This window comes from Nocardia yamanashiensis (genome assembly GCF_021183565.1).
Taxonomy (GTDB): Bacteria; Actinomycetota; Actinomycetes; order Mycobacteriales; family Mycobacteriaceae; genus Nocardia; species Nocardia yamanashiensis.
The window spans coordinates 4,621,963-4,643,529 of record NZ_CP089226.1 but is presented as its reverse complement, the minus strand read 5'-3'; the positions used below and the strand labels follow the sequence as shown (position 1 = coordinate 4,643,529).

At 68.0% G+C, this 21,567-nt stretch carries 21 protein-coding genes; 11 read left to right on the top strand and 10 right to left on the bottom strand.

Features of this window, described 5'->3' with window-relative positions; genetic code table 11:
* The first annotated feature begins 52 nt into the window (after positions 1–52).
* The 4 genes from LTV02_RS21985 (at position 53) to LTV02_RS21970 (ending at position 4,840) form a co-directional block, all read left to right on the top strand.
* Positions 53–1,201: a class I SAM-dependent methyltransferase gene (locus LTV02_RS21985; RefSeq protein WP_233033432.1), complete on the top strand. Its 1,149-nt coding sequence runs from the start codon at positions 53–55 to the stop codon at positions 1,199–1,201.
* A 72-nt stretch (positions 1,202–1,273) separates the two neighbouring features.
* Positions 1,274–2,200, top strand: a complete 927-nt coding sequence (locus tag LTV02_RS21980) for an LLM class F420-dependent oxidoreductase (protein WP_233041661.1) — start codon at positions 1,274–1,276, stop codon at positions 2,198–2,200.
* Positions 2,201–2,426: 226 nt separating this feature from the next.
* Positions 2,427–3,287 carry a Bax inhibitor-1/YccA family protein gene (locus tag LTV02_RS21975; protein WP_067710638.1) on the top strand — a complete coding sequence of 287 codons (861 nt, stop codon included), beginning with the start codon at positions 2,427–2,429 and terminating at the stop codon, positions 3,285–3,287.
* 347 nt (positions 3,288–3,634) lie between these two features.
* The gene (locus LTV02_RS21970) at positions 3,635–4,840 is read left to right on the top strand and encodes a cation:proton antiporter (RefSeq protein WP_233033430.1); all 1,206 of its coding nucleotides are present in this window, start codon (positions 3,635–3,637) and stop codon (positions 4,838–4,840) included.
* Here the strand turns inward: LTV02_RS21970 and LTV02_RS21965 are convergent.
* From LTV02_RS21965 to LTV02_RS21950, 4 genes are all read right to left on the bottom strand, one after another.
* Positions 4,805–5,779 (bottom strand): DUF389 domain-containing protein, encoded by a 975-nt coding sequence (locus LTV02_RS21965; RefSeq protein WP_233033428.1) that lies wholly within the window; start codon positions 5,777–5,779, stop codon positions 4,805–4,807. The genes LTV02_RS21970 and LTV02_RS21965 overlap by 36 nt on opposite strands.
* Before the next feature lie 169 nt (positions 5,780–5,948).
* Positions 5,949–6,281: a DUF1330 domain-containing protein gene (locus tag LTV02_RS21960; protein ID WP_067710641.1), complete on the bottom strand. Its 333-nt coding sequence runs from the start codon at positions 6,279–6,281 to the stop codon at positions 5,949–5,951.
* A gap of 246 nt (positions 6,282–6,527) precedes the next feature.
* Positions 6,528–7,745 (bottom strand): acetyl-CoA C-acetyltransferase, encoded by a 1,218-nt coding sequence (locus LTV02_RS21955; protein WP_067710642.1) that lies wholly within the window; start codon positions 7,743–7,745, stop codon positions 6,528–6,530.
* Between the two features lie 132 nt (positions 7,746–7,877).
* Positions 7,878–8,405 carry a hypothetical protein gene (locus tag LTV02_RS21950; RefSeq protein ID WP_233033426.1) on the bottom strand — a complete coding sequence of 176 codons (528 nt, stop codon included), beginning with the start codon at positions 8,403–8,405 and terminating at the stop codon, positions 7,878–7,880.
* Positions 8,406–8,487: 82 nt separating this feature from the next.
* Here LTV02_RS21950 and LTV02_RS21945 point away from each other — a divergent pair, with 82 nt between their 5' ends.
* Both LTV02_RS21945 and LTV02_RS21940 read left to right on the top strand, forming a co-directional pair.
* A complete protein-coding gene (locus LTV02_RS21945) occupies positions 8,488–9,870 on the top strand; it encodes a cystathionine beta-synthase (protein ID WP_233033424.1) in 1,383 nt (460 codons plus the stop codon).
* A gap of 184 nt (positions 9,871–10,054) precedes the next feature.
* Complete coding sequence (locus LTV02_RS21940) at positions 10,055–11,200, top strand: AbrB family transcriptional regulator (protein WP_233033422.1); 1,146 nt, start codon at positions 10,055–10,057, stop codon at positions 11,198–11,200.
* A gap of 62 nt (positions 11,201–11,262) precedes the next feature.
* Here LTV02_RS21940 and LTV02_RS21935 read toward each other — a convergent pair whose 3' ends face one another.
* Positions 11,263–11,472, bottom strand: coding sequence for a hypothetical protein (locus LTV02_RS21935; RefSeq protein ID WP_233033419.1), 210 nt, complete (start codon positions 11,470–11,472; stop codon positions 11,263–11,265).
* Positions 11,473–11,574: 102 nt separating this feature from the next.
* Positions 11,575–13,107 carry an HD domain-containing phosphohydrolase gene (locus LTV02_RS21930; RefSeq protein WP_233033418.1) on the bottom strand — a complete coding sequence of 511 codons (1,533 nt, stop codon included), beginning with the start codon at positions 13,105–13,107 and terminating at the stop codon, positions 11,575–11,577.
* 604 nt (positions 13,108–13,711) lie between these two features.
* On the opposite strand from LTV02_RS21930, the gene LTV02_RS21925 reads away from it, so the two are divergent.
* Entirely contained in the window at positions 13,712–14,338 is a 627-nt protein-coding gene (locus tag LTV02_RS21925) for a transglycosylase SLT domain-containing protein (protein WP_233033410.1), read from the top strand.
* A gap of 237 nt (positions 14,339–14,575) precedes the next feature.
* Positions 14,576–15,604, top strand: a complete 1,029-nt coding sequence (locus tag LTV02_RS21920; RefSeq protein WP_233033408.1) for a mechanosensitive ion channel family protein — start codon at positions 14,576–14,578, stop codon at positions 15,602–15,604.
* 68 nt (positions 15,605–15,672) lie between these two features.
* Here the strand turns inward: LTV02_RS21920 and LTV02_RS21915 are convergent, their stop codons facing one another.
* Both LTV02_RS21915 and LTV02_RS21910 read right to left on the bottom strand, forming a co-directional pair.
* The gene (locus LTV02_RS21915; RefSeq protein WP_067710649.1) at positions 15,673–16,017 is read right to left on the bottom strand and encodes a DUF6401 family natural product biosynthesis protein; all 345 of its coding nucleotides are present in this window, start codon (positions 16,015–16,017) and stop codon (positions 15,673–15,675) included.
* Positions 16,018–16,101: 84 nt separating this feature from the next.
* Positions 16,102–17,277 carry an acyl-CoA dehydrogenase family protein gene (locus LTV02_RS21910; protein ID WP_233033406.1) on the bottom strand — a complete coding sequence of 392 codons (1,176 nt, stop codon included), beginning with the start codon at positions 17,275–17,277 and terminating at the stop codon, positions 16,102–16,104.
* 297 nt (positions 17,278–17,574) lie between these two features.
* On the opposite strand from LTV02_RS21910, the gene LTV02_RS21905 reads away from it, so the two are divergent.
* Entirely contained in the window at positions 17,575–18,720 is a 1,146-nt protein-coding gene (locus LTV02_RS21905; RefSeq protein ID WP_067710651.1) for a cystathionine gamma-synthase, read from the top strand.
* A 190-nt stretch (positions 18,721–18,910) separates the two neighbouring features.
* Here the strand turns inward: LTV02_RS21905 and greA are convergent, their stop codons facing one another.
* Positions 18,911–19,402, bottom strand: coding sequence for a transcription elongation factor GreA (gene greA / locus LTV02_RS21900; protein WP_067710748.1), 492 nt, complete (start codon positions 19,400–19,402; stop codon positions 18,911–18,913).
* Between the two features lie 241 nt (positions 19,403–19,643).
* Positions 19,644–20,060, bottom strand: a complete 417-nt coding sequence (locus LTV02_RS21895) for a DUF4307 domain-containing protein (protein ID WP_233033404.1) — start codon at positions 20,058–20,060, stop codon at positions 19,644–19,646.
* 151 nt (positions 20,061–20,211) lie between these two features.
* On the opposite strand from LTV02_RS21895, the gene mca reads away from it, so the two are divergent.
* Together mca and LTV02_RS21885 are read left to right on the top strand one after the other, a co-directional pair.
* Positions 20,212–21,093, top strand: coding sequence for a mycothiol conjugate amidase Mca (gene mca, locus LTV02_RS21890; protein WP_233041660.1), 882 nt, complete (start codon positions 20,212–20,214; stop codon positions 21,091–21,093).
* The gene (locus LTV02_RS21885) at positions 21,090–21,362 is read left to right on the top strand and encodes a hypothetical protein (RefSeq protein WP_233033402.1); all 273 of its coding nucleotides are present in this window, start codon (positions 21,090–21,092) and stop codon (positions 21,360–21,362) included. The genes mca and LTV02_RS21885 overlap by 4 nt, the downstream gene beginning before the upstream one ends.
* Positions 21,363–21,567 lie beyond the last annotated feature (205 nt).

Sequence of the window (21,567 nt, the reverse complement as noted above, 5' to 3'; positions counted from 1 at the left end):
ATTTAACCCGGCCGAATGCGACGCGGCGGCAATGATCTAGCACACTGTAGGTGTGGTTGAGGTCGAGGAGTTGTTCGGACGATTGCGGCGGTATCCCGACGTGGAGGCGGTGAACCTCTACGCGGTGGATGCCGCCGATCGACTGCTGCTCGATGTGGCCGCCGATTCCCTGGCCGCCGCCGGCGACGGCCGGGTGGCGGTGATCGACGACGGCTACGGGGCGCTCACCCTGGGCACCGTCGCCGCGCACGACCTGCACGGGGTGCGGGTGCACCAGGACCTGCTCACCGGCGAATTGGCGCTGGCCAACAATGCGCGCGCGGCCGGGCTGACGGATCGCTACGGCGTGCACGAGCTGGGACGCGGGCTGCTCGAGGACGTGCGGGTGGTGCTGTGGCGCCTGCCGCGCGCGCTCTCCGGACTCGCCGAAACCGCCGATGCGATCGCGCGTTTCGCCGCTCCCGACGTGGAGGTGTTCGCGGGCGGGCGGGACAAGTACCTGACCCCGGCGATGAACGAGGTGCTGGCCGAATCCTTCGGATCGGTGCGGGCCAGCCGGGGACGGCAGAAGTCGCGCATCCTGCTGGCTACCGAGCCGAAACCGGTGGGGGAGCCGCGGTTTCCGATGCGGAACAAACTGGACGATCGGGAGCTCGAGGTGGTGGCGCACGGGGCCGCGTTCTCCGGGCCGCGGCTGGATATCGGGACGCGATTCCTGCTCGACTACCTGAAACGGATGAAGCCCGATGCCCGGGACGCCATCGACTTGGGTTGCGGGACCGGCATTCTCGCGGTGGCGCTGGCGCAGTCCCGGCCGGGCATCCGGGTGACCGCGACCGACCAGTCCGCGGCGGCGGTGGCCTCGACACGGGCTACCGCCGAGCTCAATGCCGTCGCCGACCGGGTCACCGTGCTGCGCGACGACGCCATGTCCGGCGCGCCCGACAACAGCGCGGATCTGGTGCTGTGCAATCCGCCGTTCCATGTCGGGGCGGCGGTGCACACCGGATCGGCCATCAAGATGTTCCAGCAGGCGGGGCGGGTGCTGCGGCCCGGCGGGGAACTGTGGACGGTTTACAACACGCATTTGAATTACCGCGGCGTCATGGAGCGCATGGTCGGGAAAACCGATGTGATGGGCCGGAATCGGAAATTCACGGTGACGCGTTCGGTGCGCGGGCTGCACGACGTCCGGGAATGAGTGGCGGCCGTCCGGAACAGGGCGGCCGAAACCATTGAGCGACCGACCAGCACAATATTGGTCATGGGACGAATCGATCTGCGCATTTTCACCGAACCGCAGCAGGGCGCGAGCTACGACACCCTCCTCCGCGTGGCCAAGGCCTCCGAAGACCTCGGCTACGACGCGTTCTTCCGCTCCGACCACTACCTGGCCATGGGTGACGCCGACGGCCTGCCCGGCCCGACCGACGCCTGGATCACCCTGGCCGGCCTGGCCCGCGAGACCTCCCGCATTCGCCTGGGCACCCTGGTCACCGCCGCCACCTTCCGGCACCCCGGCGTGCTCGCCATCCAGGTCGCTCAGGTCGACAATATGTCCGCGGGCCGCGTCGAATTCGGGCTCGGCGCAGGCTGGTACGAAGCCGAGCACACCGCGTACGGCATTCCCTTCCCCGCCGACAAGTTCCCCCGCTACGAGGAACAGCTCGCCATCCTCACCGGCCTGTGGTCCACTCCCGCCGGAGAAACCTTCTCCCACAACGGCGCTCACTACACCCTCACCGACTCCCCGGCGCTCCCCAAGCCGCACCAGCCCCGCATCCCCGTGATCATCGGCGGCATGGGCGCCAAGCGCACCCCGCGCCTCGCGGCGCGCTACGCCACCGAATTCAACGTCCCCTTCCAATCCGCCGAAGCCTCCGCCGAGCAGTTCGAGCGAGTCCGCCGCGCCGCCAAGGACATCGGCCGCGCCCCGGAGGAGATCACCTTCTCCAACGCCCTGGTCGCCTGCGTCGGCGCCACCGACGCCGAAATCGCCCGCCGCGCTGCCGCCATCGGCCGCGAAGTAGACGAACTGAAGACCAACGGCCTGGCCGGCACCCCCGACGAAGTGGTAGCCAAGATCGCCCACTACGCCGAAACCACCGGCACCACCCGCATCTACCTCCAGATCCTCGATCTCGGAGACCTTGATCACCTCGCCCTCATCGCCGACCGGGTCATGTCGCAACTCGGGTGACCGGCGGCGGGCTCGACCCGATCTCTGCCGACCAGGGGGTTCGGGGGCTTGCCCCCGAATCTCCTGCTTTTGTGCCGCAGGCGCGACAACATCTCGGCACCCCTGGTAAAGGTCGGGTAAAGTCCGGTTGGTCTGATCCGGGAACTAGACACATGCCCGGCTCGTTGGACGAGACAGAACCCGCGCCACGACCGACGTGCGCCGCGACTCCAGAAAGGGACGCACTGTGCGCTCCACATCCAACCCGGTTTTCCGGAACCTGACGCAGCAGCAACAGCAGGGCGGCGGTTACGCCGGCTTCGGCTCTGCGGCCGCTGGAGCCGGACAGTTCGCTCACCAGTACGGCCAGCAGCCGGGCTACCCGCCGCAGGGCTACCAGCCCGCGGTGCCGACCACCCGCCCGATGACCATCGACGATGTGGTCACCAAGACCGGCATCACGCTCGGTGTGGTGACCGTCGCCGCGATCATCTCCTACGCGCTGACCGCCGCCAACAACAACCTCGCCTCGCTGTTCGTGATCGTCGGCGGCCTGGCCGGTTTCGCGCTGGCCATGGTCGCGAGCTTCGGCCGCAAGCAGGACAACCCGGCGATCGTGCTGAGCTACGCGGCCTTCGAGGGCCTGTTCCTCGGTGCGCTGTCGTTCATGTTCACCAATATCCAGTTCGGCGGGGCCGGCGGATCCGGGCTGATCGCGCAGGCGGTGCTCGGCACCTTCGGCGTGTTCTTCGGCATGCTGGTGGTTTACAAGACCGGCGCGATCCGGGTCACTCCGCGCTTCACCCGCATGATCGTGGCCGCCATGATCGGCATCCTGGTGCTCATGCTCGGCAACCTGGTCGCCAGCTTCTTCACCAGCGGCGGGCTCGGGCTGCGTGACGGCGGCACGCTGTCGATCATCTTCAGCCTCGTGGTGATCGGTATCGCGGCGTTCAGCTTCCTGCTGGACTTCGACGCCGCCGATCAGCTGATCCGCGCGCAGGCGCCGGAGAAGGCGGCGTGGGGCGTTGCCTTCGGCCTCACCGTGACGCTGGTGTGGCTGTACGTCGAGATCCTGCGACTGCTGTCGTACTTCCAGGACCGGTAGTAAGCCGCTTCGCGGCTGGGAGGGGGTAGCGGGGCAAAGCCCCGGACCCCATTCGGGGGCCAGCCCCCGAACCCCCGATTTCCAAGGGCGGGCACCGTATTCGGTGCCCGCCCTTCTGTTTCGGGCCCGTCGAGACCCGGGCCCGTCCCGTCCCGGCCCTGTCGACCAGTCCCGGCCCGGACCTGTCGACCCGTCCCGGCCCGGACCTCGGCCCGGACCTGTCGTGACCCGGGACCGTCCCGACCCAAACTCTTCCCTTCCCATCCCGCAGCTGTTGTGTGACCGCGCCGCGCGATCGGTCCGTGTCCTGGCCGGGGCGTGGGCATGTCGCGTGTGAGGATCGGGTGATGGTGTCCTCGGTCCAGGCCGCCGCGGCCGTCGCGCCCTCGGCGATCACCTCGCTGTGCTGGATTTCGGTGGTGGCGGTGGCCGCGCCGCTGGTCGCGCGGGTGTTGCGCGGGTATGTGCCCAGTGTGGTGATCCTGCTGGTGTGCGGGATGTTGCTGGGGCCGCACGGGATCGGGTGGGCGGGGTCCGAGGGCGGGGTGGATCTGCTCAGTGAGCTCGGGCTGGGGATGTTGTTCCTGCTGGCGGGGTACGAGCTGGATCCGAAACTGCTGGGCGGTAAGCCGGGCCGGGTGGCGTGGGTGACCTGGCTGGTATCGCTGGCGCTGGCATTGGGTTTGGTGATGGTCGCCGCCGGGGACGCCGGGTTCACCGCGCAGATCGCGGTCGCCATCGCGCTCACTTCGACCGCGCTCGGCACCCTGCTGCCGATTCTGAAACAGGACGGGCTGCTCGAACAGCCGCTGGGGCGCGCGGTATTGGCGCACGGCGCGGTCGGCGAGCTGGGTCCGGTCGTCGCCATGTCGGTGCTGCTCACCACCCGCAGCGTCACCGCCGCGGTGATCGTGCTGGCCCTGTTCGGGATCGCCGCGCTGATCGTGGCGTGGGTGCCGCGGCGGCTGCTGGACCGGGTGCCGGGCGTGGAGCGGCTGATTGGCGAACTCGCCGGCGGCACCGAGCAATTGCCGGTGCGGGTGGTGCTGTTGCTGCTGCTCGTGCTGATGGCCGTGGCCGAAGTGTTCGACCTGGACGTGGTGCTGGGCGCCTTCGCCGCGGGCCTCATCCTGCGCTTCCTGATCGCCGAGGAGCATCCGGAACTCGAATCCGCCTTGGAGACCATCGGATTCGGCCTGTTCATCCCGGTCTTCTTCGTGGTGTCGGGGATGGGCATCGACCCGCGCGCCGTGGCGGACGATCCGCTGGCCTGGGTGGTGTTCGTGGCCGCCATCGCGCTCGCGCGGGGCCTGCCGGTGTGGATCAGCGAGCGGTTCGTCCCGCACGGCGAGAATCTGACCGAGCGGCAGGACCGGGTGCAGCTGGCGCTCTACGCCGCCACCGGGCTGCCGATCATCGTGGCCGTCACCCAGGTCGCCACCGCGGCCGAGCTGATGAGCCCGCAATTGGCGTCGATCCTGGTGGCAGCGGGCGCCACCACGGTGCTGCTGTTCCCGCTACTGGCCAAAGGCATTGCCGCCGTGCGGTCCTGACCTCGTCCGCGCGTGCCGGCGGCGGATGCGGGTGAGCGGTCCGCCTTCGCGTTCGGTGCCGGGCCGGATGGCCAGCACCACCACGCCCGCGACCACGATGCCGATCAGGTTGACCGCCAACTGAATCAGTGAGGTGGCCGTGACATGCCATATTCCGGCGAAGGCGGCCGCTACCGCCAGTCCTGCCGCGGGCACCGTGGTGACGGAGATGAACACGCCCACGAGAGCCGAAGAGCGGGCGGTGATCTGGGCGAGCATGCCGGCCGCGCCCGCGAGCAGCGCCACCACCAGGGAGAACGGGCCGACTTCGTAGATGAAGTCGAATTGGCGGGCATTGTCGACCCCGCCGACATCGATCCAGCCGAGGCGGATCCACACCCAGGTGGCCGCCGCCGTGATCAGCATGGCGAGCGGGAAACCCACGGCCAGCGCCAGCAGTCCGCGGCGGGTCAGTTTGCGTTCGCGCCGCACCAGCCCGACCGCGATGGCGGCCAGCGGACCGTATTCGGGGCCGACGACCATGGCTCCGACAATGGTGATCGGTGAGGCGGTGGCCACGCCGACGACCGCCAGCAGCAAAGCGATGGTGAGCAGCGTCAGATAGACCGGCCCGGGTTCGGCTCCGCGCCACGCCTTTTGCAGGGTCTCCTGCCAGACCAGGGCATCGTCGTCCGCACCGGACCGCGGTAGCCGCGCGGCGACCTGATACTCGGCGGGTTGAAAGGTGAGCGCGCCGGTGCGGGTCACGCCGAGCGCGATCAGTCCGTCGAACACGTCGTCGGCGGCCGTGCGCGCCACATCGGCTTCGACCAGATCGCCCGGCGGGGTGACGCTGCCGCCCGCGGTCAGGCTGACGCGGGTGACGCCGGAGTCGGCGGCGAGCAGGCTCAGGACCCGCGCGGTCGATTCCACGGGACAGCTCACCCGGATTCTCAGCACCTGCCGAGACTAGATCAGCTGGGCGATAGCTGGGTTCTGGACACGGGATGAAAATCAGCTGTTCGCAGCAACATTGACATCGCCGCGATAGTTGCCGGTCGGCGAGCGGGGCGGGCCCACCAGGTACCCGCCCGGCTCCGTAGCCAATCGATCGGAGCAGCTTCCGTCGTTAGGCGGTCACCCCCTTCAGCACATCGGTGGACACGTGGTCCTCGCCGCAGTCCTCGGCGATGACGGCGACGCCGACCGAGTTCTCCGTGCGCAACGGCAGGATCGCCTGGTAGGCGGGGGAGTCGTACCACTCCAAAGCTTCCTTGTAGCTGGGGAATTCGACGACCACCACGTTCGAGTTGGCCGGACCCTCCTTGATGGTCTGCCGCCCGCCGTGGACGATGAACTTTCCGCCGTACGGCTCGAAGGTGCTCTCGATGCGCTCGAGGTATTCGACGATGTCGGCGTTGACGTTCACGTCGTGCAGATGAGCGATGGCGTATCCGGGCATTTCGAGCTCCTGAAGAGGTACTTCGTTGTTGCCCTTGATACTTCCCCGCCCCGGGAACGAAGTCGATTACCTGCCAGATAATAACGAAGAACGGCTCCCCATCTTTAGATGGGGAGCCGTCCAACTGATTTCGTGAGGCTCCGGGTAACTCCTGGGGTACGCCCAGAAGCCGGTCCGGCTCTCAACCGGCAGGCCGCAACGGTGGTCTCCCGGCTCTCACCGTCCGCTGAAGTCGCGGAGAGGCGGTCAGCTCAGACGCTCGATGATCATCGCCATGCCCTGGCCGCCGCCGACGCACATGGTCTCCAGACCGAACTGCTTGTCGTGGGTCTGCAGGTTGTTGATCAGCGTGGCGGTGATGCGCGCACCGGTCATACCGAACGGGTGGCCCAGCGCGATGGCGCCGCCGGACACGTTCAGCTTGTCGTGGTCCATGCCCAGCTCCCGAGCCGAACCCAGCACCTGCACCGCGAACGCCTCGTTGATCTCGTACAGATCCAGGTCGTTGATGCTCATGCCCGCGGTCTTCAGCGTGTTGCGCACGGCCTCGATCGGACCCAGGCCCATGATCTCCGGCGACAGCCCGGAAACACCGGTGGCCACGATGCGGGCGAGGGGGGTCAGCCCCAGCGCCTTGGCCTTGGTGTCGCTCATGACGACCAGCGCGGCCGCACCGTCGTTCAGCGGACAGGCGTTACCGGCGGTGATGGTGCCGTTCTCGCGGAACACCGGCTTCAGCTGCGAGATCTTCTCGTAGGTGGTGCCGGCGCGCGGCCCGTCGTCGGTGGTGACGATGGTGCCGTCGGGCAGGGTCACCGGGGTGATCTCGCGCTCGAAGAACCCGGCCTTGATGGCCTCCTCGGCGCGCTGCTGCGAGCGCACGCCCCAGTGGTCCTGGTCCTCACGCGAGATGCCGGTGTAGGTGGCGACGTTCTCGGCGGTCTGGCCCATCGCGATGTAAACGTCCGGGAGCAGGTCGTTCTCGCGCGGGTCGGTCCAGGTGGCGTTGCTGGCCGCGGTCTCCTTGGTGCGGGCCTCGGCATCGGCGAAACGCAGGTTGTGCGAGTCCGGCCAGCCGTCGGCGGTGCCCTTGGGGAAGCGCGAGACGGTCTCGACGCCGGCGGAGATGAACACGTCACCCTCGCCCGCCTTGATGGCGTGGAAGGCCATCCGGGTGGTCTGCAGCGAGGAGGAGCAGTACCGGTTGACGGTGACGCCCGGCAGGTAGTCGTAGCCGAGCTGCACGGCCACGGCGCGCGCCATATTGAAACCGGCCTCACCGGCGGGCTGGCCGCAGCCCAGGTGCAGGTCGTCGATGTCGGAGACGGCGAGCCCGGGGACCTTGTCCAGGGCGGCCTGCACCATCTGCGCGGCGAGGTCGTCCGGGCGCATGCTCACCAGGGAACCCTTGCCTGCGCGGCCGATGGGCGAGCGGGCGTACGAAACGATGACGGCCTCAGCCATGAGGACTCCTTAATTGCGGGGGTGGAACCTCCATCGAATTTACGACGAGCGTGATCCGGGCCAAACATCCGGTATGCCGGTATCCCAGTGGATGAACTGGGAGATACATCACTGCCCCGCGCGCGAGCGGCGCTAATCGTCGAGTTCAGGCTCGTCCGGCGCGGGCAGCGCGGGGTGCGGATCGGCCGGCGCGGCAACGGGCGCGGGCACTTCGAAGGACCCGCGTTGCGGCGTGCCGGGCATATCGGTGAAGACATTGACCTCGACGCGGCCCGGCCCGGTGTCCTGGAACAGCGCGTACTGGATGCTCCCGTAGATCCCGGCCACCACGGTCACCCGGAATTCGCCGGCCGCGCCGGTGCCGGTATTCCGCCACGCCATGGTGGTGACGGTCTCGCAGAGCGGCGCGAAATTGTATGGCCCCTCGCCGAACCCGGTGATGGGCAGCGCCTGGATATTGAAGATCGCCCGGCCCGCGTAGACCGGGTCGGTTTCCACCCAGGACCGGATGCGCCCGAAGCACAGCGCGTCCCGGAACAGCGAAGTGACTTGCGGGAATTCGATGCTCCGGGCCTGCGCCGCCGGAGCCGGCAAGATCGGCCCCGCACCGGCGAGGCAGGCGAGCAGCAGGCCGGTGGCAACCCGTTTCGGCGTCCGCATGCGGCCGATGCTAGTTTCCCGCGACCGTGATATCCCCGACGTGCGCGAAGGCCCGGATCTCCTTTCTGCAACGATGATGGGTATGCGCATCGCTAACCATGTCGTCGATCTGATCGGAAACACCCCGCTCGTTCGCCTGAACTCCGTGGTGGGTCCGGACTCGGGACTGGTGGCCGCGAAGGTCGAGTACCTCAATCCCGGCGGCAGTTCCAAGGACCGCATCGCCGTCAAGATGATCGACGCCGCCGAGCAGGACGGGCTGCTGAAGCCCGGCGGCACGATCGTCGAGCCGACCTCCGGTAACACCGGCGTTGGTCTGGCCCTGGTCGCGCAGCAGCGCGGCTACAAGTGCGTGTTCGTCTGCCCGGACAAGGTCAGCGAGGACAAGCGGAACGTGCTGCGTGCGTACGGCGCCGAGGTCGTGGTGTGCCCGACCGCCGTCGCGCCGGAGGATCCGCAGAGCTACTACAACGTCTCCGATCGTCTCGTGCGCGAGATCCCGGGCGCGTGGAAGCCGAACCAGTACTCCAACCCGGGCGGCCCGGAATCGCACTACGAGACCACCGGTCCGGAGATCTGGCGCGATACCGAAGGCAAGATCACGCATTTCGTGGCGGGCGTGGGCACCGGTGGCACCATCACCGGCACCGGCCGCTACCTGAAGGAGATCTCGGGCGGCAAGGTCAAGATCATCGGCGCGGATCCGGAAGGCTCGGTGTACTCCGGCGGCACCGGTCGCCCGTACCTGGTCGAGGGTGTCGGCGAGGATTTCTGGCCGACCGCTTACGACCCGGCCATCCCCGACGAGATCATCGCCGTCTCCGATGCCGACTCCTTCGAGATGACCCGCCGCCTGGCCCGTGAGGAGGGCCTGCTGGTCGGCGGCTCCTGCGGTATGGCCGTGGTGGCGGCGCTCAAGGTCGCCGAGCGCGATCCGGATGCCGTTGTGGTGGTGCTGCTTCCGGACGGCGGCCGCGGCTACCTGTCCAAGATCTTCAACGATCAGTGGATGCAGTCCTACGGCTTCCTCAAGCAGGACGGCACCCACGCCGAACCGCTGGTCGGGGAGATCCTGCGCGGCAAGTCCGGCAGCCTGCCCGATCTGGTGCACACCCACCCGTCGGAAACCCTGCGCGACGCCATCGAGATCCTGCGCGAGTACAACGTCTCGCAGATGCCGGTGGTCGGCGCCGAGCCGCCGATCATGGCGGGCGAGGTCGCGGGCAGCGTGACCGAACGCGATTTGCTGTCAGCCGTTTTCGAGGGCCGCGCGCAGCTGACCGATCCGGTCTCCAAGCACATGAGCCCGGGCTTCCCGCTGATCGGTTCCGGCGAACCGCTCTCGGCCGCCCGCAAGTCGCTCGAAGAGACCGACGCCCTCATGGTGGTCGAAGACGGCAAGCCGGTCGGCGTGATCACCCGGCACGATCTGCTGGGCTTCCTGTCCACCGGCGCGCTGGGGTAACGCGCCGCACAATTGCCGCCCGCCGTGACCGCCACCCCGGTCCGGCGGGCGTTCTAATTCCAGGGCTGTGATTTACCCTGATTCACAAGGTAATTCGGGTGCATCGGAGATCACATCGAACCGGAGCGTCGCGATAACTGCGGCGTTACTGACCGTTAACGGTCGGCGAGCAGGATCGTTTCGTATGAAGCCGAGACACGCGGTCGCCTGGGTGGCTCTCGCGGCCGCCGTACTGGGCGGCGCGGCGCTGCTGGATCGCATCGGATTCCCCGCGCCGCAGATGATCCTCGCCATCGTGGTGGGCGCGGGCCTGGCCATGACCGGGCGGCTGCCGGAACCGCTACCGCGCCAGGTGAATACGGCCGTGCAGGGCATGCTGGGCGTGGTCATGGGCAGCTACCTGCAGATCTCGCTGCTGACCACGCTGGGCCTCGCGCTCATCCCCGTGCTCGTGGTGACGGCCGCGACCGTACTGCTGAGCGTCGGTGTCGCACTGGTTTTCGCGCGCGCCGCCAAGGTGGACGTCCCGACCTCGACGCTGGGCCTGCTGGCCGGCGGCTCGGCCGCGGTGGTCTCGGCCGCCGAGGAATTGGACGCCGATCCACGCCGGGTGGCGTTCATGCAATACCTTCGGGTCGCGCTGGTCGCCCTGAGCGCGCCCGCCGTCGCCGCGATTCTCGACGACGCGGAGGGCATCTCCTACGGCCCGGTCACGCTCGGCGGCGCGGTCACCGATCCGGACCTGCCGTTCTGGATGATCGTCGGCCGCGGCGATCAGGTCGCGGGCCTGTCCACCGCAATCATGTTGTGCCTCATCGGAACCTGGGCCGGTCGCCGCATCGGCCTGCCGAATGCCGCGCTCCTGGGCCCGATGCTGCTGACCGCGATCCTCACCGCCGCGGGCATCAGCCACGGCTACGCGCCGACCCACCTGTTCAAGGACCTGCTTTTCGTTCTGGTCGGTTTCGAGGTCGGCACCCGCTTCACCCGCGAGGTGGTGCGGGAGATGGCGCGCATGATCCCCGCCATGATGACGGCGGTACTGGCCCTGTCCGGCCTGGTGGCAGCGCTCGCATTGGGCCTGGCCTATCTCGTCGACCTGGAGATGTCGGACCTGTATCTGGCCACCACCCCCGGCGGCATCAACGCGGTGCTGGCCACCGCCGACAAGATGAACGCCAACCTGCCCCTCATCACCAGCGTGCAGACCATCCGCCTGCTGCTGATGATGGCGTTGCTGCCGCTGCTCATGCGCGCCATCCGCCGTTTCGATGCGCGAAGCCGCAGTTCCGGAACCGCCGCAGCGCCACCCGTGCCCACCCCGGTGTGAAGCGGATCGGCTTGCGGTAGCGCGGATCCCGGGAGCCGGTCCGCTCACCTCGGTCGATCGGCCTATCCGGTGCGCAGGTTCGGCATTTCCCGCTCGTGCAGGCGCAGTACTTCGCGCGCGGCCTGGTCGAGCTGGTCGGCATTGATCACCAGTTTGGACCGGCTGCGGCCGTCGCCTGGGTGGGCCTGCTCCCGATCGCGGCGGTGCCGGACCGCCAGCTCCGTCTGTGCGTGCGCGATGAGCTTGTTCAGCGCGTTCTCGATCTCACCCATGAGTGATCCTTCCGTGCGCGCGGATGGGTTTGCCGAACGGATTGCCCTTTCCAGCCTACGAGCCCCGGCGCCGCCTCCGGCCCGGTCGGTGAACGCCGCAGCTCAGCCGGGCAGCAGCCCGTACTCCATGGCGAACACGGCCGCGCCGGCCCGGGTGCGGCGGCCGGTCTTGTCGTAGATGTGGGCCAGATGGTGGCCGACGGTGCGCTCGGACACCACCAGGTCGGCCGCGATCTGGCGATTGGAGAGGCCGCGGGCGGCCAGGCGCAGCACGTCCACCTCGCGTTCGGTCAGGCCGCACGGATATTCGGTGCGCGCCGGGCGCAGGCCCGCCGCCTCCACCACCGCGGCGCAGGCCTCGCGATCGAGCCGGCCCGCCGCGGCTTCGGCGGACAGGTGCGCGGCGGCCTCGCTGGGTTTGTGGGCGGGCCGGTGCGGGCGCGGTTCGGTCATGGCGGCGAAGACGTCGGCGGCGGCGAGCAGCCGGGCCGACTGCGAGAGATCGTGCACTCGCACGCCGCGGTGGTAGCCGCTGCCGTCGAGGCGTTCGTGATGCCCGGAGGCGACCTCGGCCAGATCGGTCAGGCTGGGGCAGCGGCGCAGGATGCGATCGGTCCAATAGCAGTGTAGCCGAACCCTTTCCCAGTCGCCGGGGCCGAGCGGCCCGGGGCGATCCCAGACCGCGCTGGAGACCGCCGCCCGCCCGATGTCGTGCAGCAGCGCGGCGGCGCGCAGGGCGGCGCGATCGGTGGCGTTCATCCCCGCCAATTCGGCTGCGGCATTCGACAATTCGGCTACGTGGCCCGAATGTCCAAGCAGGTAACGGCCTTTCAGGTCGACGATCACGGCCATGGCGGTGCACAGGTGGTCGCGGTCCTCGGGCCGGATGACGGTGGGCAATCCGGGTTCGGCCGCCACCACGGCGGTGAGCAGATCGGGCTGATCCAGCACGCTCCAGACCGCGTCCGGTTCCGCCGCGAACGCCGCCACCAGATCCGGATCCAGATGCCCGCCCGCGCGCCGCCGCAATTCGGTCACGGCGGCCACGCGGTCCCGGGTGCCGAGCGCCAGCACCGCCTGTTCGGCCAGATGCAGGATGCGGCCGGGCAGCGACAGGTCCTCGCCGGACAGCCGGTCGGGCGCGCCCAGACCGTCCCAGCGCTCCTTGACCTCGGTGAGTGCGCGTACGGCCGCCTCGGGCAGCCCCAGGCGCGGTCCCAGCGCCCGGCTGACCTCGCAGACCGATCGGACCGCGATCGGCGCTCCCTGTGGCGCCTGGGTCACGAAACGGTCACGCATAGCGGCCTGGGTCAGCGGCGACCAGGATCCGAAGTCGCGCATCTGATCGGCGAAAACGCCCGGATCACCCGGGTCGAGGGTGTGATACGCCTGCTGGAAGGCGATGTCGTCGGCGTAGGACGCGGCGTTCTCCGAGGCCCGGCTGGTGCACCCGACCGCGCCGAGCAGGGCGGCGTGGAACACCACGCGCCGATCGGGCTCGTCCAGGCCGAGTTGTCCGGCCACGGCATCGGCCACCAGGCATACCGACAGGCCCTTCTCGAACGGCATTCCGGTCGCGAGATCGGTGGTGAGCGAAAGAGCCGCCAGCACCTCGGTGACCCGGATGGATGCCATGGATCGACCCTAATCCGCGGTGTGCGCGCGTGCATGGCGTTGACGGTGGTGAATGCGTTCGTGATCGGCCGGTGATTGGCGTCCGGAAGGTCGCCGAAAGTTCGCCGAATGGCACGCGAAACGCCGACAAATGGTGCGATTCATGCTTTATCGCAATATCGGGACTAAATTTATCTGTGATCTGAAACACTCTGTGGTTTGAATTGAATCACCTGGTCAGCGCTTGTATTAATGCAGGTCCCGAGGTTGCCACCCGGACCGGTTCACCGTCTGTTCATGTTTGGTTCAGGCTGTGTTCATCTAGCGCAATCAAGCTGTGACCTTGTCGGAAACAGACCACAAGTCTGCTAGGCGCAAGGAGATGTCGAAAACATGCGGAACGTGATCACGACAACGGTGCGATGAGGCACCTCGGCCCGAGCGGCCGTCGCTGACACCGCTGACCTCCATTTCAGCGTCGATTTCCCTGGCCCGTAACGGGTCTCACAACAGAAATAACAAACACCGGTAGTGCGTGGTGAGCACCCCCATGGGTGCTCGCGTGGCCGCGTGCTGCCACTCGAGGCCCAGCGAGGCCGAAACCGAACAGGAATCCCACTTCGCCATGCCCACGAATCCTATGACCGCTCTGAAATGCCCCGCCAGACGTAGCAAGGTGGTTGCCGCCGCCCGTACCGCCGGCACCGCCGCCCTGGCCCTCGGGGTCTTCGGATCCATCATCACCGCCGCGGGCTCCGCGCAGGGTGAGGTCGAGCCCGTCGCGCTGAAGGAAACCCTCGCAGCGACCGCTCCCGCCATGCAGGCCGCCCCGGGCAAGCTCGACGCCGCTCCCGCCCCGGCCCCCGCGCCCATGCCGGCCCCCGAGGTCGCCGCGCCGGCCCCCGCGCCGCTGCCGCCGGCCCCGGTCTACGCCGACAACCTCGACGGCTGGATCCGGCACGCGCTGGACATCATGGCCGCCAACAACATTCCGGGCAGCTACGACGGCATCATGCGCAACATCCTGCGCGAGTCGAGCGGCAACCCGCAGGCCATCAACCTCTACGACTCCAATGCGGCCATGGGCATCCCGTCCAAGGGTCTGCTGCAGGTGATCGACCCGACCTTCGCGGCGTACCACGTGCCCGGCACCGAGTTCAATGTCTGGGATCCGGTCGCGAACATCGTGGCGGCCTGCAACTACGCCGCCCACCGCTACGGCTCGATGGACAACGTCAACAGCGCGTACTGATCCCGCTGCTCGATTCCTGCCGGTCGCCCGGCTGATCGCGAGCACGCCGGAGCCCCCCGATGAGGGGAGGGCTCCGGCGTTTTCGTCGTTCGGGAGCCGATCGGCAAATCGTAGGCATCCTTTTCGGCAACTTTTTCGCAAACAACGTATTGCGAAGATCAACTGGGGGTATAACCGCCCTTGGAGCAAGTCCCGGCATCCGGCCGGGGCCGGATAGCGACGAGGAACGGGGTACCCATGTACACCTCGAGTTTGGCTATCGATATCCAGCAGGGGTTGTCGGACGCGTGGAGTTCGGTGGCCACGTTCGTACCGAAATTCGTCGGGTTCCTGGCCATTCTCCTCATCGGCTGGTTCGTGGCGAAAATCATTGAGCGCCTGGTGGTTCGAGTGCTGCACCGGGTCGGCTTCGACCGGCTGGTGGAGCGCGGCGGCATCAAGGACATGCTGGCGAACTCGCGCTACGACGCGACGCAGATCATGGCGCGGCTCGCCTACTACGCGATCCTGCTGATCACCCTGCAGCTCGGCTTCGGCGTCTTCGGGCCGAATCCGGTGAGCACCATGCTGAACGGGATCGTGGCCTGGCTGCCGCGGCTGGCCGTCGCACTGGTCATCGTGTGCATCGCGGGCGCGATCGCCAAGGTGGTCATGGACATGATCGCGAACATGCTCTCGGGCCTGGAGTACGGCGCCATGCTCGGGCGCATCGCGGCCGTATTCATCTGGGGCATAGGCATTATCGCGGCGCTGAACCAGATCGGCGTCGGCACCTCGGTGACCATGCCGATTCTCGTGACGGTGCTGGCGACCATCGCCGGCGTGGTGATCGTCGGGTTCGGCGGCGGGCTCATCCGGCCCATGCAGCAGCGCTGGGATCGCTGGCTGAACAATGTCGAAGGCGAGATGCCGGAGCTCAAGGGTCACGCGCAGGCGTACCAGCGGGGCCGCGAGGATGCCGCCCGGGCGCGCGAGGCGGCGCGGCAGCAGCAGGCCATGATGCAGCAGGGCATGAGCGGCGGTCAGCAGATGCCGCCCGGCAAGTGGGCCGAGCAACCCGTCGGCACCGCTCCCGGTGCGGGGCAGCAAGGTTACGGCCAGCAGGGCTACGGCCAGCAGCGGTACGGGCAACAGGACTACGGTGCGCAGAACTATGGCCGGCAGGGTGGCTATGGAGCGCAGCAGCAGCCCATGCCGGGCGGTCAGATGCCGGGTCAGCCCGGCCGGAGCGGCTACGACCCGGAAGATGATTCCGGAATGCGTTGACGCGCAAGTGAATATGCGAACGGCCCGCGCACTCGTAGTGCGCGGGCCGTTCTCGTCTGTCCAGGTGTTCAGTCGCCGCGCGCCAGGGCGCAGACGCCCGCCAGGCGCAGGTGCACCCAGTCGGCGTGCTGCCAGTCCTCCGGCACGATCGGCAGTCCGATGCCGGATTCGCGCAGGTCTTCCAGGAGTCCGCGCGCGTATCCGGCGAGCAGCACGCTCACCGGCACGGTGGCCGAGTTCTCCACCCCGAGCTCCAGGATGTCGCGGACCGCGGCGGCGTGCTGATCCACCGCGGCACACACACCGGGGAGTTCGCGGGCGGCCAGCATGGCCGGGGCTCCGTGCGTGCGCTGCAGTCGGTTCAGGGTCTTACGCGCCGAGACGACGAGCAGGGCGGAGCCGGGCAAAAACACGCCGTCATGCTAGCAATCGGGGAGCATTCTCGGATGGGGCTGTGAGATATCGCGCAGTTGCTCCCCGAACGTCCGGAATGTGGTTCAGCGGAAGGCTTTGGAACCGGTCAAAGCCTCGCCGAGCACCAGCTGATGCACCTCCGCGGTGCCCTCGTAGGTGAGCACGGATTCCAGGTTGTTGGCATGCCGCAGCACCGGGTATTCCAGGGTGATGCCGTTCGCGCCGAGAATGGTCCGGCATTCGCGCGCGATGGCGATGGCCTCGCGGGTGCTGTTCAGCTTGCCCGCGCTGATCTGCTCGTTGGTGACCGCGTGCCGGTCCTTGAGCCGGCCCAGGTGCAGCGCCAGCAACTGTCCCTTGCCGAGTTCGAGGGCCATATCGGCCAGCTTGGCCTGGGTCAGCTGGTAGGCGGCGAGCGGCTTGTCGAACACCTCCCGGGTGCGGGCGTAATCGATTGCGGCGGAAAGGCAGTCGCGGGCCGCGCCGAGCGCGCCGAACACGATGCCGAACCGCGCCTCGGACAGGCAGCCCAGCGGCGAGGCCAGCCCGCGCGCCTGCGGCAACTGCGCGTCGGCGGGCAGCCGGACTCCGTCGAGGGACAGCTCGGCGGTGAGCGAGGCCCGCAGCGACAGCTTGTGCTTCATCTCCCGCGCGCTGAATCCCGGTGTGTCCGTGGGCACCACGAACCCGCGCACCACATCCCGTTCGCCTTCGCGCGACTGCGCCCAGACGATCGCGACATCGGCCACCGACCCGTTGGTGATCCACATCTTGGACCCGTCCAGAATCCAGTCGTCCCCGTCGCGCCGCGCCCGGGTCCGCATGCCGCCCGGATTGGACCCGAAGTCGGGTTCGGTCAGCCCGAAGCATCCGATCACCTGCCCGGCCGCCATGCCCGGCAGCCACCGCTGCTTCTGCTCCTCCGACCCGTACTTGTGAATCGCCGTCATGGCGAGCGATCCCTGTACCGAAACCAGGCTCCGCACACCGGAATCCACCGCTTCGAGCTCCAGGCAGGCCAGCCCGTACGCGGTGGCCGAGGTGCCCGCGCATCCGTAGCCCTCGAGATGCATGCCCAGCAGCCCGAGCTTGCCGAGTTCCGGCGCCAGCTCCCGCACCGGGAACGTCCCCGCCTCGAACCATTCCGCGATATGCGGCCGCAACCGCTCGGCCGCGAAATCCCGCACGGTAGCGCGGATCTGCCGCTCCTCGTCGTCCAGCAGCGAATCGATAGCGAAGAGTTCGTCAACGGTCACCATGCGCCCCACCCTAGAACCGCCGAGCCCCCCTCACAATCCCGCCCCACCCCGGTTCCCACCTGCGAATAAGCCGCTCCCCGAGACACCTTCCGGCGCACCCTCGAGACACTCTCCGCCGCACCCGCCGCCCACCGGCCCCGCCTGCGGGAGACACGGCGGAGCGCCGATACGAGACATTCCGGCGGGTTCGCCCGTGTCTGCGCCGGAAATCAGGCCGTTTGCCTGTTTAGTCCGCTCGCGATCTGATAGAACCCGCCCCGGAGCGGGCGCGAATTCTGCGCGACCTAGGCTGGGGCCATGAGTGATCAGCTGGGTTTCTCCACGCGGGCCGTGCATGCCGGGTTCGATCCGGACCCCCAGACCGGTGCGGTGAACGTGCCGATCTATGCCAGCTCGACCTTCGCCCAGGACGGCGTGGGCGGGATGCGCGGCGGGTACGAGTACGCGCGCACCGGTAATCCGACGCGGACGGCGCTCGAAGCCAATCTGGCGGCGCTGGAGTCGGGCACCTACGGGCGGGCGTTCGCGTCCGGGATGGCGGCCACCGACTGTGCGCTGCGGGCGAACCTGCGGCCCGGCGATCACCTGGTCATTCCGAACGATGCCTACGGCGGCACCTTCCGGTTGATCGACAAGGTGTTCACCCAGTGGGGGATCACCTACGACGTGGCCGCGGTGTCGGATCCGGACGCGGTGGCGGCGGTCATGAAGCCGAACACCAAGCTGGTCTGGATCGAGACGCCCACCAATCCGTTGCTGAACATCGGCGATATCGCCGCGCTGGCGGCGGTGGCGCACGCCGGCGGCGCGAAGCTGGTGGTGGACAACACCTTCGCCTCGCCGTACCTGCAGCAGCCGTTGCAGCTGGGCGCGGACATCGTGATCCACTCGACCACCAAGTACCTGGGCGGGCATTCCGACGTGGTCGGCGGCGCGCTCATCACCAACGATCAGGAGCTGGACGCCAAGTTCGCGTTCCTGCAGAACGGCGCGGGCGCGGTGCCCGGGCCGATGGACGCGTTCCTCACCATGCGCGGCATCAAGACCCTCGCGGTCCGCATGGATCGGCACTGCGACAACGCCGAGACCATCGCCGAGTTCCTGTCCAACCACCCGAAGATCGCCGAGGTCATCTACCCCGGCCTGCCCGAGCACCCGGGCCACACCGTCGCCCAGAAGCAGATGAAGCGCTTCGGCGGCATGATCTCGGTCCGCGTGCACGGCGGCAAGGAAGCGGCGCTCGACTTCTGCGCCCGCACCAAGATCTTCACCCTGGCCGAATCCCTCGGCGGCGTCGAATCCCTCATCGAGCACCCGGGCGCCATGACCCACGCCTCCACCGCGGGCTCCGCCCTCGAGGTCCCGGCCGACCTGGTCCGCCTCTCGGTCGGCATCGAAGACATCGGTGACCTGCTCGCCGACATCGAACAGGCACTGGCCTGATATGCCGAAAAACGCGGCGCTGCACCAGGGTTGGTGCAGCGCCGCGTTTTCGTTCGGATCGCGGCCACTGATTTCGCAAGGTCGGGGTAACTCCCCGGGGACGCCCAGAATCGGTTGTCTCCGGACCGCCGGCACGGATGCGAAAGTGTCTACGGCACTCTGCCGCCCGCTGAAGTCGCGGAGAGGCGGGCTAGCTGTGGTAGGGCTCAGCCGATACGAGGGTCACCTTCATGGTGCTGCCGTTGGGAAGGGTGTATTCGCGAGTCTCGCCGACCTTGGCATCGATCAGCGCGCCACCCAACGGGGAGTTGGGGGAGTAGGTCTCCAGGTCCGCGGACCCCAGGCCCTCTTCGCGGGTAGCGATGAGGAAGGTCTCGGTGTCGCTCTCGTCGCCGTCGTAGTACACCTTGACGACGGAGCCGGGCAGCGCGATCCCGGACTGCGACGGGGCCACGCCCACCTTGGCGTTGTTCAGCAGTTCCTGCAGCTGGCGAATGCGCGCCTCCTGCTGACCCTGCTCCTCACGCGCGGCGTGGTAGCCACCGTTCTCCTTGAGATCGCCTTCTTCACGACGCTCGTTGATTTCGGCCGCGATGACCGGACGGTTGGCGATGAGCGCGGCGAGTTCGCTCGTAAGCCTCTCGTGCGACTCCGGTGTCAGCCAGGTCACGTTCTCAGTCATCTCGATCACTCCCTAGTAGTTGTCCCCGGCAGGCCGGGATTCCCTGATCCCGACATACCCAGCCGGGGCCAGGCATGACGAGGTTGGACGGCCAGAGCGTTCCTGGGGGAGATACCCGAGCGCACCTGCCGCCAATGCAAGCAAACACGGCTCCGAACCCCGGAACCGTGTATCGCGTCATTCTAGCACGTTTTATAAAGGCGCAGGTAGAAGCGTCAAAGCGGGTCGCGGACCGGACTTTTCACCCGGCACGAAGATATGCGGGCACCTTGTCGTCGCAGGCGTAGATATTGGCCGCGCCGGCCCGCGCGGTGGTCTTCAACGTGGTGGTGAGCCGGACGGTTCCGCTGTCGGAGCCGGGCACCAGGACCTCGCGCCGGCCGACCTCGAGGCTGTCGGGGTCCATGGCGCGGATGTAGCAGACCACCGGTTGGCTCGGGTCCTTGCGCGTCACCTTGAAATCGACTTCCACGGTGGAATCGTCGAACACGGTGTAGCCCAGGCGTTCCGGCTCGATGTCCTTGGGTCCGTAAGTCTTGTACCCCATCCAGGCCACCCCGAGTCCGGCCAGGATGACCACCGCGCCCAGGGCGAACGGGAGCCAGCGGCGGGTCTTGCGCGGCGCAATCCCGTACCGGTCGGCCGGTCTTTCGGTCATGACGCGCACTCCCGGGGGGTAGGTCGGAACAAATAACGATCGGATGGAACTATAGGGAATAGAGATCGGACACGGCCTGGGACTCCGGCGGAAGCGATGAGATGAGCATTGTGATCGGTGAGGTGAACGAGAAGTGAGTGGTCTTCGCCTCATGGCGGTACACGCGCACCCCGACGACGAATCCAGCAAGGGCGCGGCGACGACCGCGCGCTATGCCGCCGAAGGCAACGAGGTGCTGGTCGTCACGCTGACCGGCGGCGAGCGCGGTGACATTCTCAATCCGGCCATGGACACCCCCGGCATCAAGGATCGCATCGCCGAGGTGCGGCGCGAGGAGATGGCGGCGGCGGCCGAGGCGCTCGGGGTCGAGCAGACCTGGCTGGGCTTCGTGGATTCCGGTCTGCCCGAAGGGGATCCGCTACCCCCGCTGCCCGAGGGCAGTTTCGCGCTGGTGCCCCTCGACGAGGCCACCGAAGCGCTGGTGAAAGTGGTGCGCGAGTTCAAGCCGCACGTCATCACCACCTACGACGAAATGGGCGGCTACCCGCACCCCGACCACATCATGTGCCACAAGGTGTCGGTGGCGGCCTACGAGGCCGCCGGCGATCCGGAGAAGTTCCCGGACGCGGGCGCGCCGTGGACGCCGTTGAAGCTGTACTACAACCACGGGTTCAGCCTGTCCCGCCTGGAGATCTTCGCCGACGAGTACGCGCGGCGCGGCGAACCGTTCCCCATGCAGGAGTGGATGGACCGGATGCGGAAATACGCCGCCGAGCGCGGCGATATCATGGGTCGGGTCACCACCCAGGTCGAATGCGCCAAGTACTTCCCGGCGCGCGATGACGCCCTGCGCGCGCACGCCACCCAGATCGACCCGAACGGCGCCTTCTTCGCCATCCCGACCGAGCTGCAGCAGAAGCTGTGGCCCACCGAGGAATTCGAGTTGGCCAAGACCCGGGTGCAGACCGCCATCCCCGAAACCGACCTGTTCGCGGGAATCGACGACGCCGACACCGAGGACCCCGACCGATGATCCTGACCCTGCTCGCCCAAGGAAATACGCCCACCGGACCCGAGTTCGGCAAGGCGTCACCCCTTGGACTCGTCATCGTCCTGATCCTGCTGGCCGGCACCGTGCTGCTCATCCGCAATATGAACAAGCACATCAAGGGCCTGCCCGCGACCTTCTCCCCGGAACACCCGGAGCCGGATCAGGAAGCCGACGAGGGCACCGAGCACGGCGTCGCCGCCCGCGAAGCGGAGCAGTCGAAGCCGGAGGCGTCGAACGGGAGCACCGCCTGAGGCGTCGGCGCAAAAGCAATACACGGCCCCGGTCCTGACGGACCGGGGCCGTGGTGTTTATGAGGGCCGCGCGATGCCGGTCCGCACGGATGGGTGGCGTGCACGGACGGGCCGCCTGCACAGACAGGGTGGCGTGCGCGGATGGGGTGGTGGCTCGTACTGGTGGCGGGGCGGCCCGCACCGATTGGCGTGGGCCGCCCCGCGT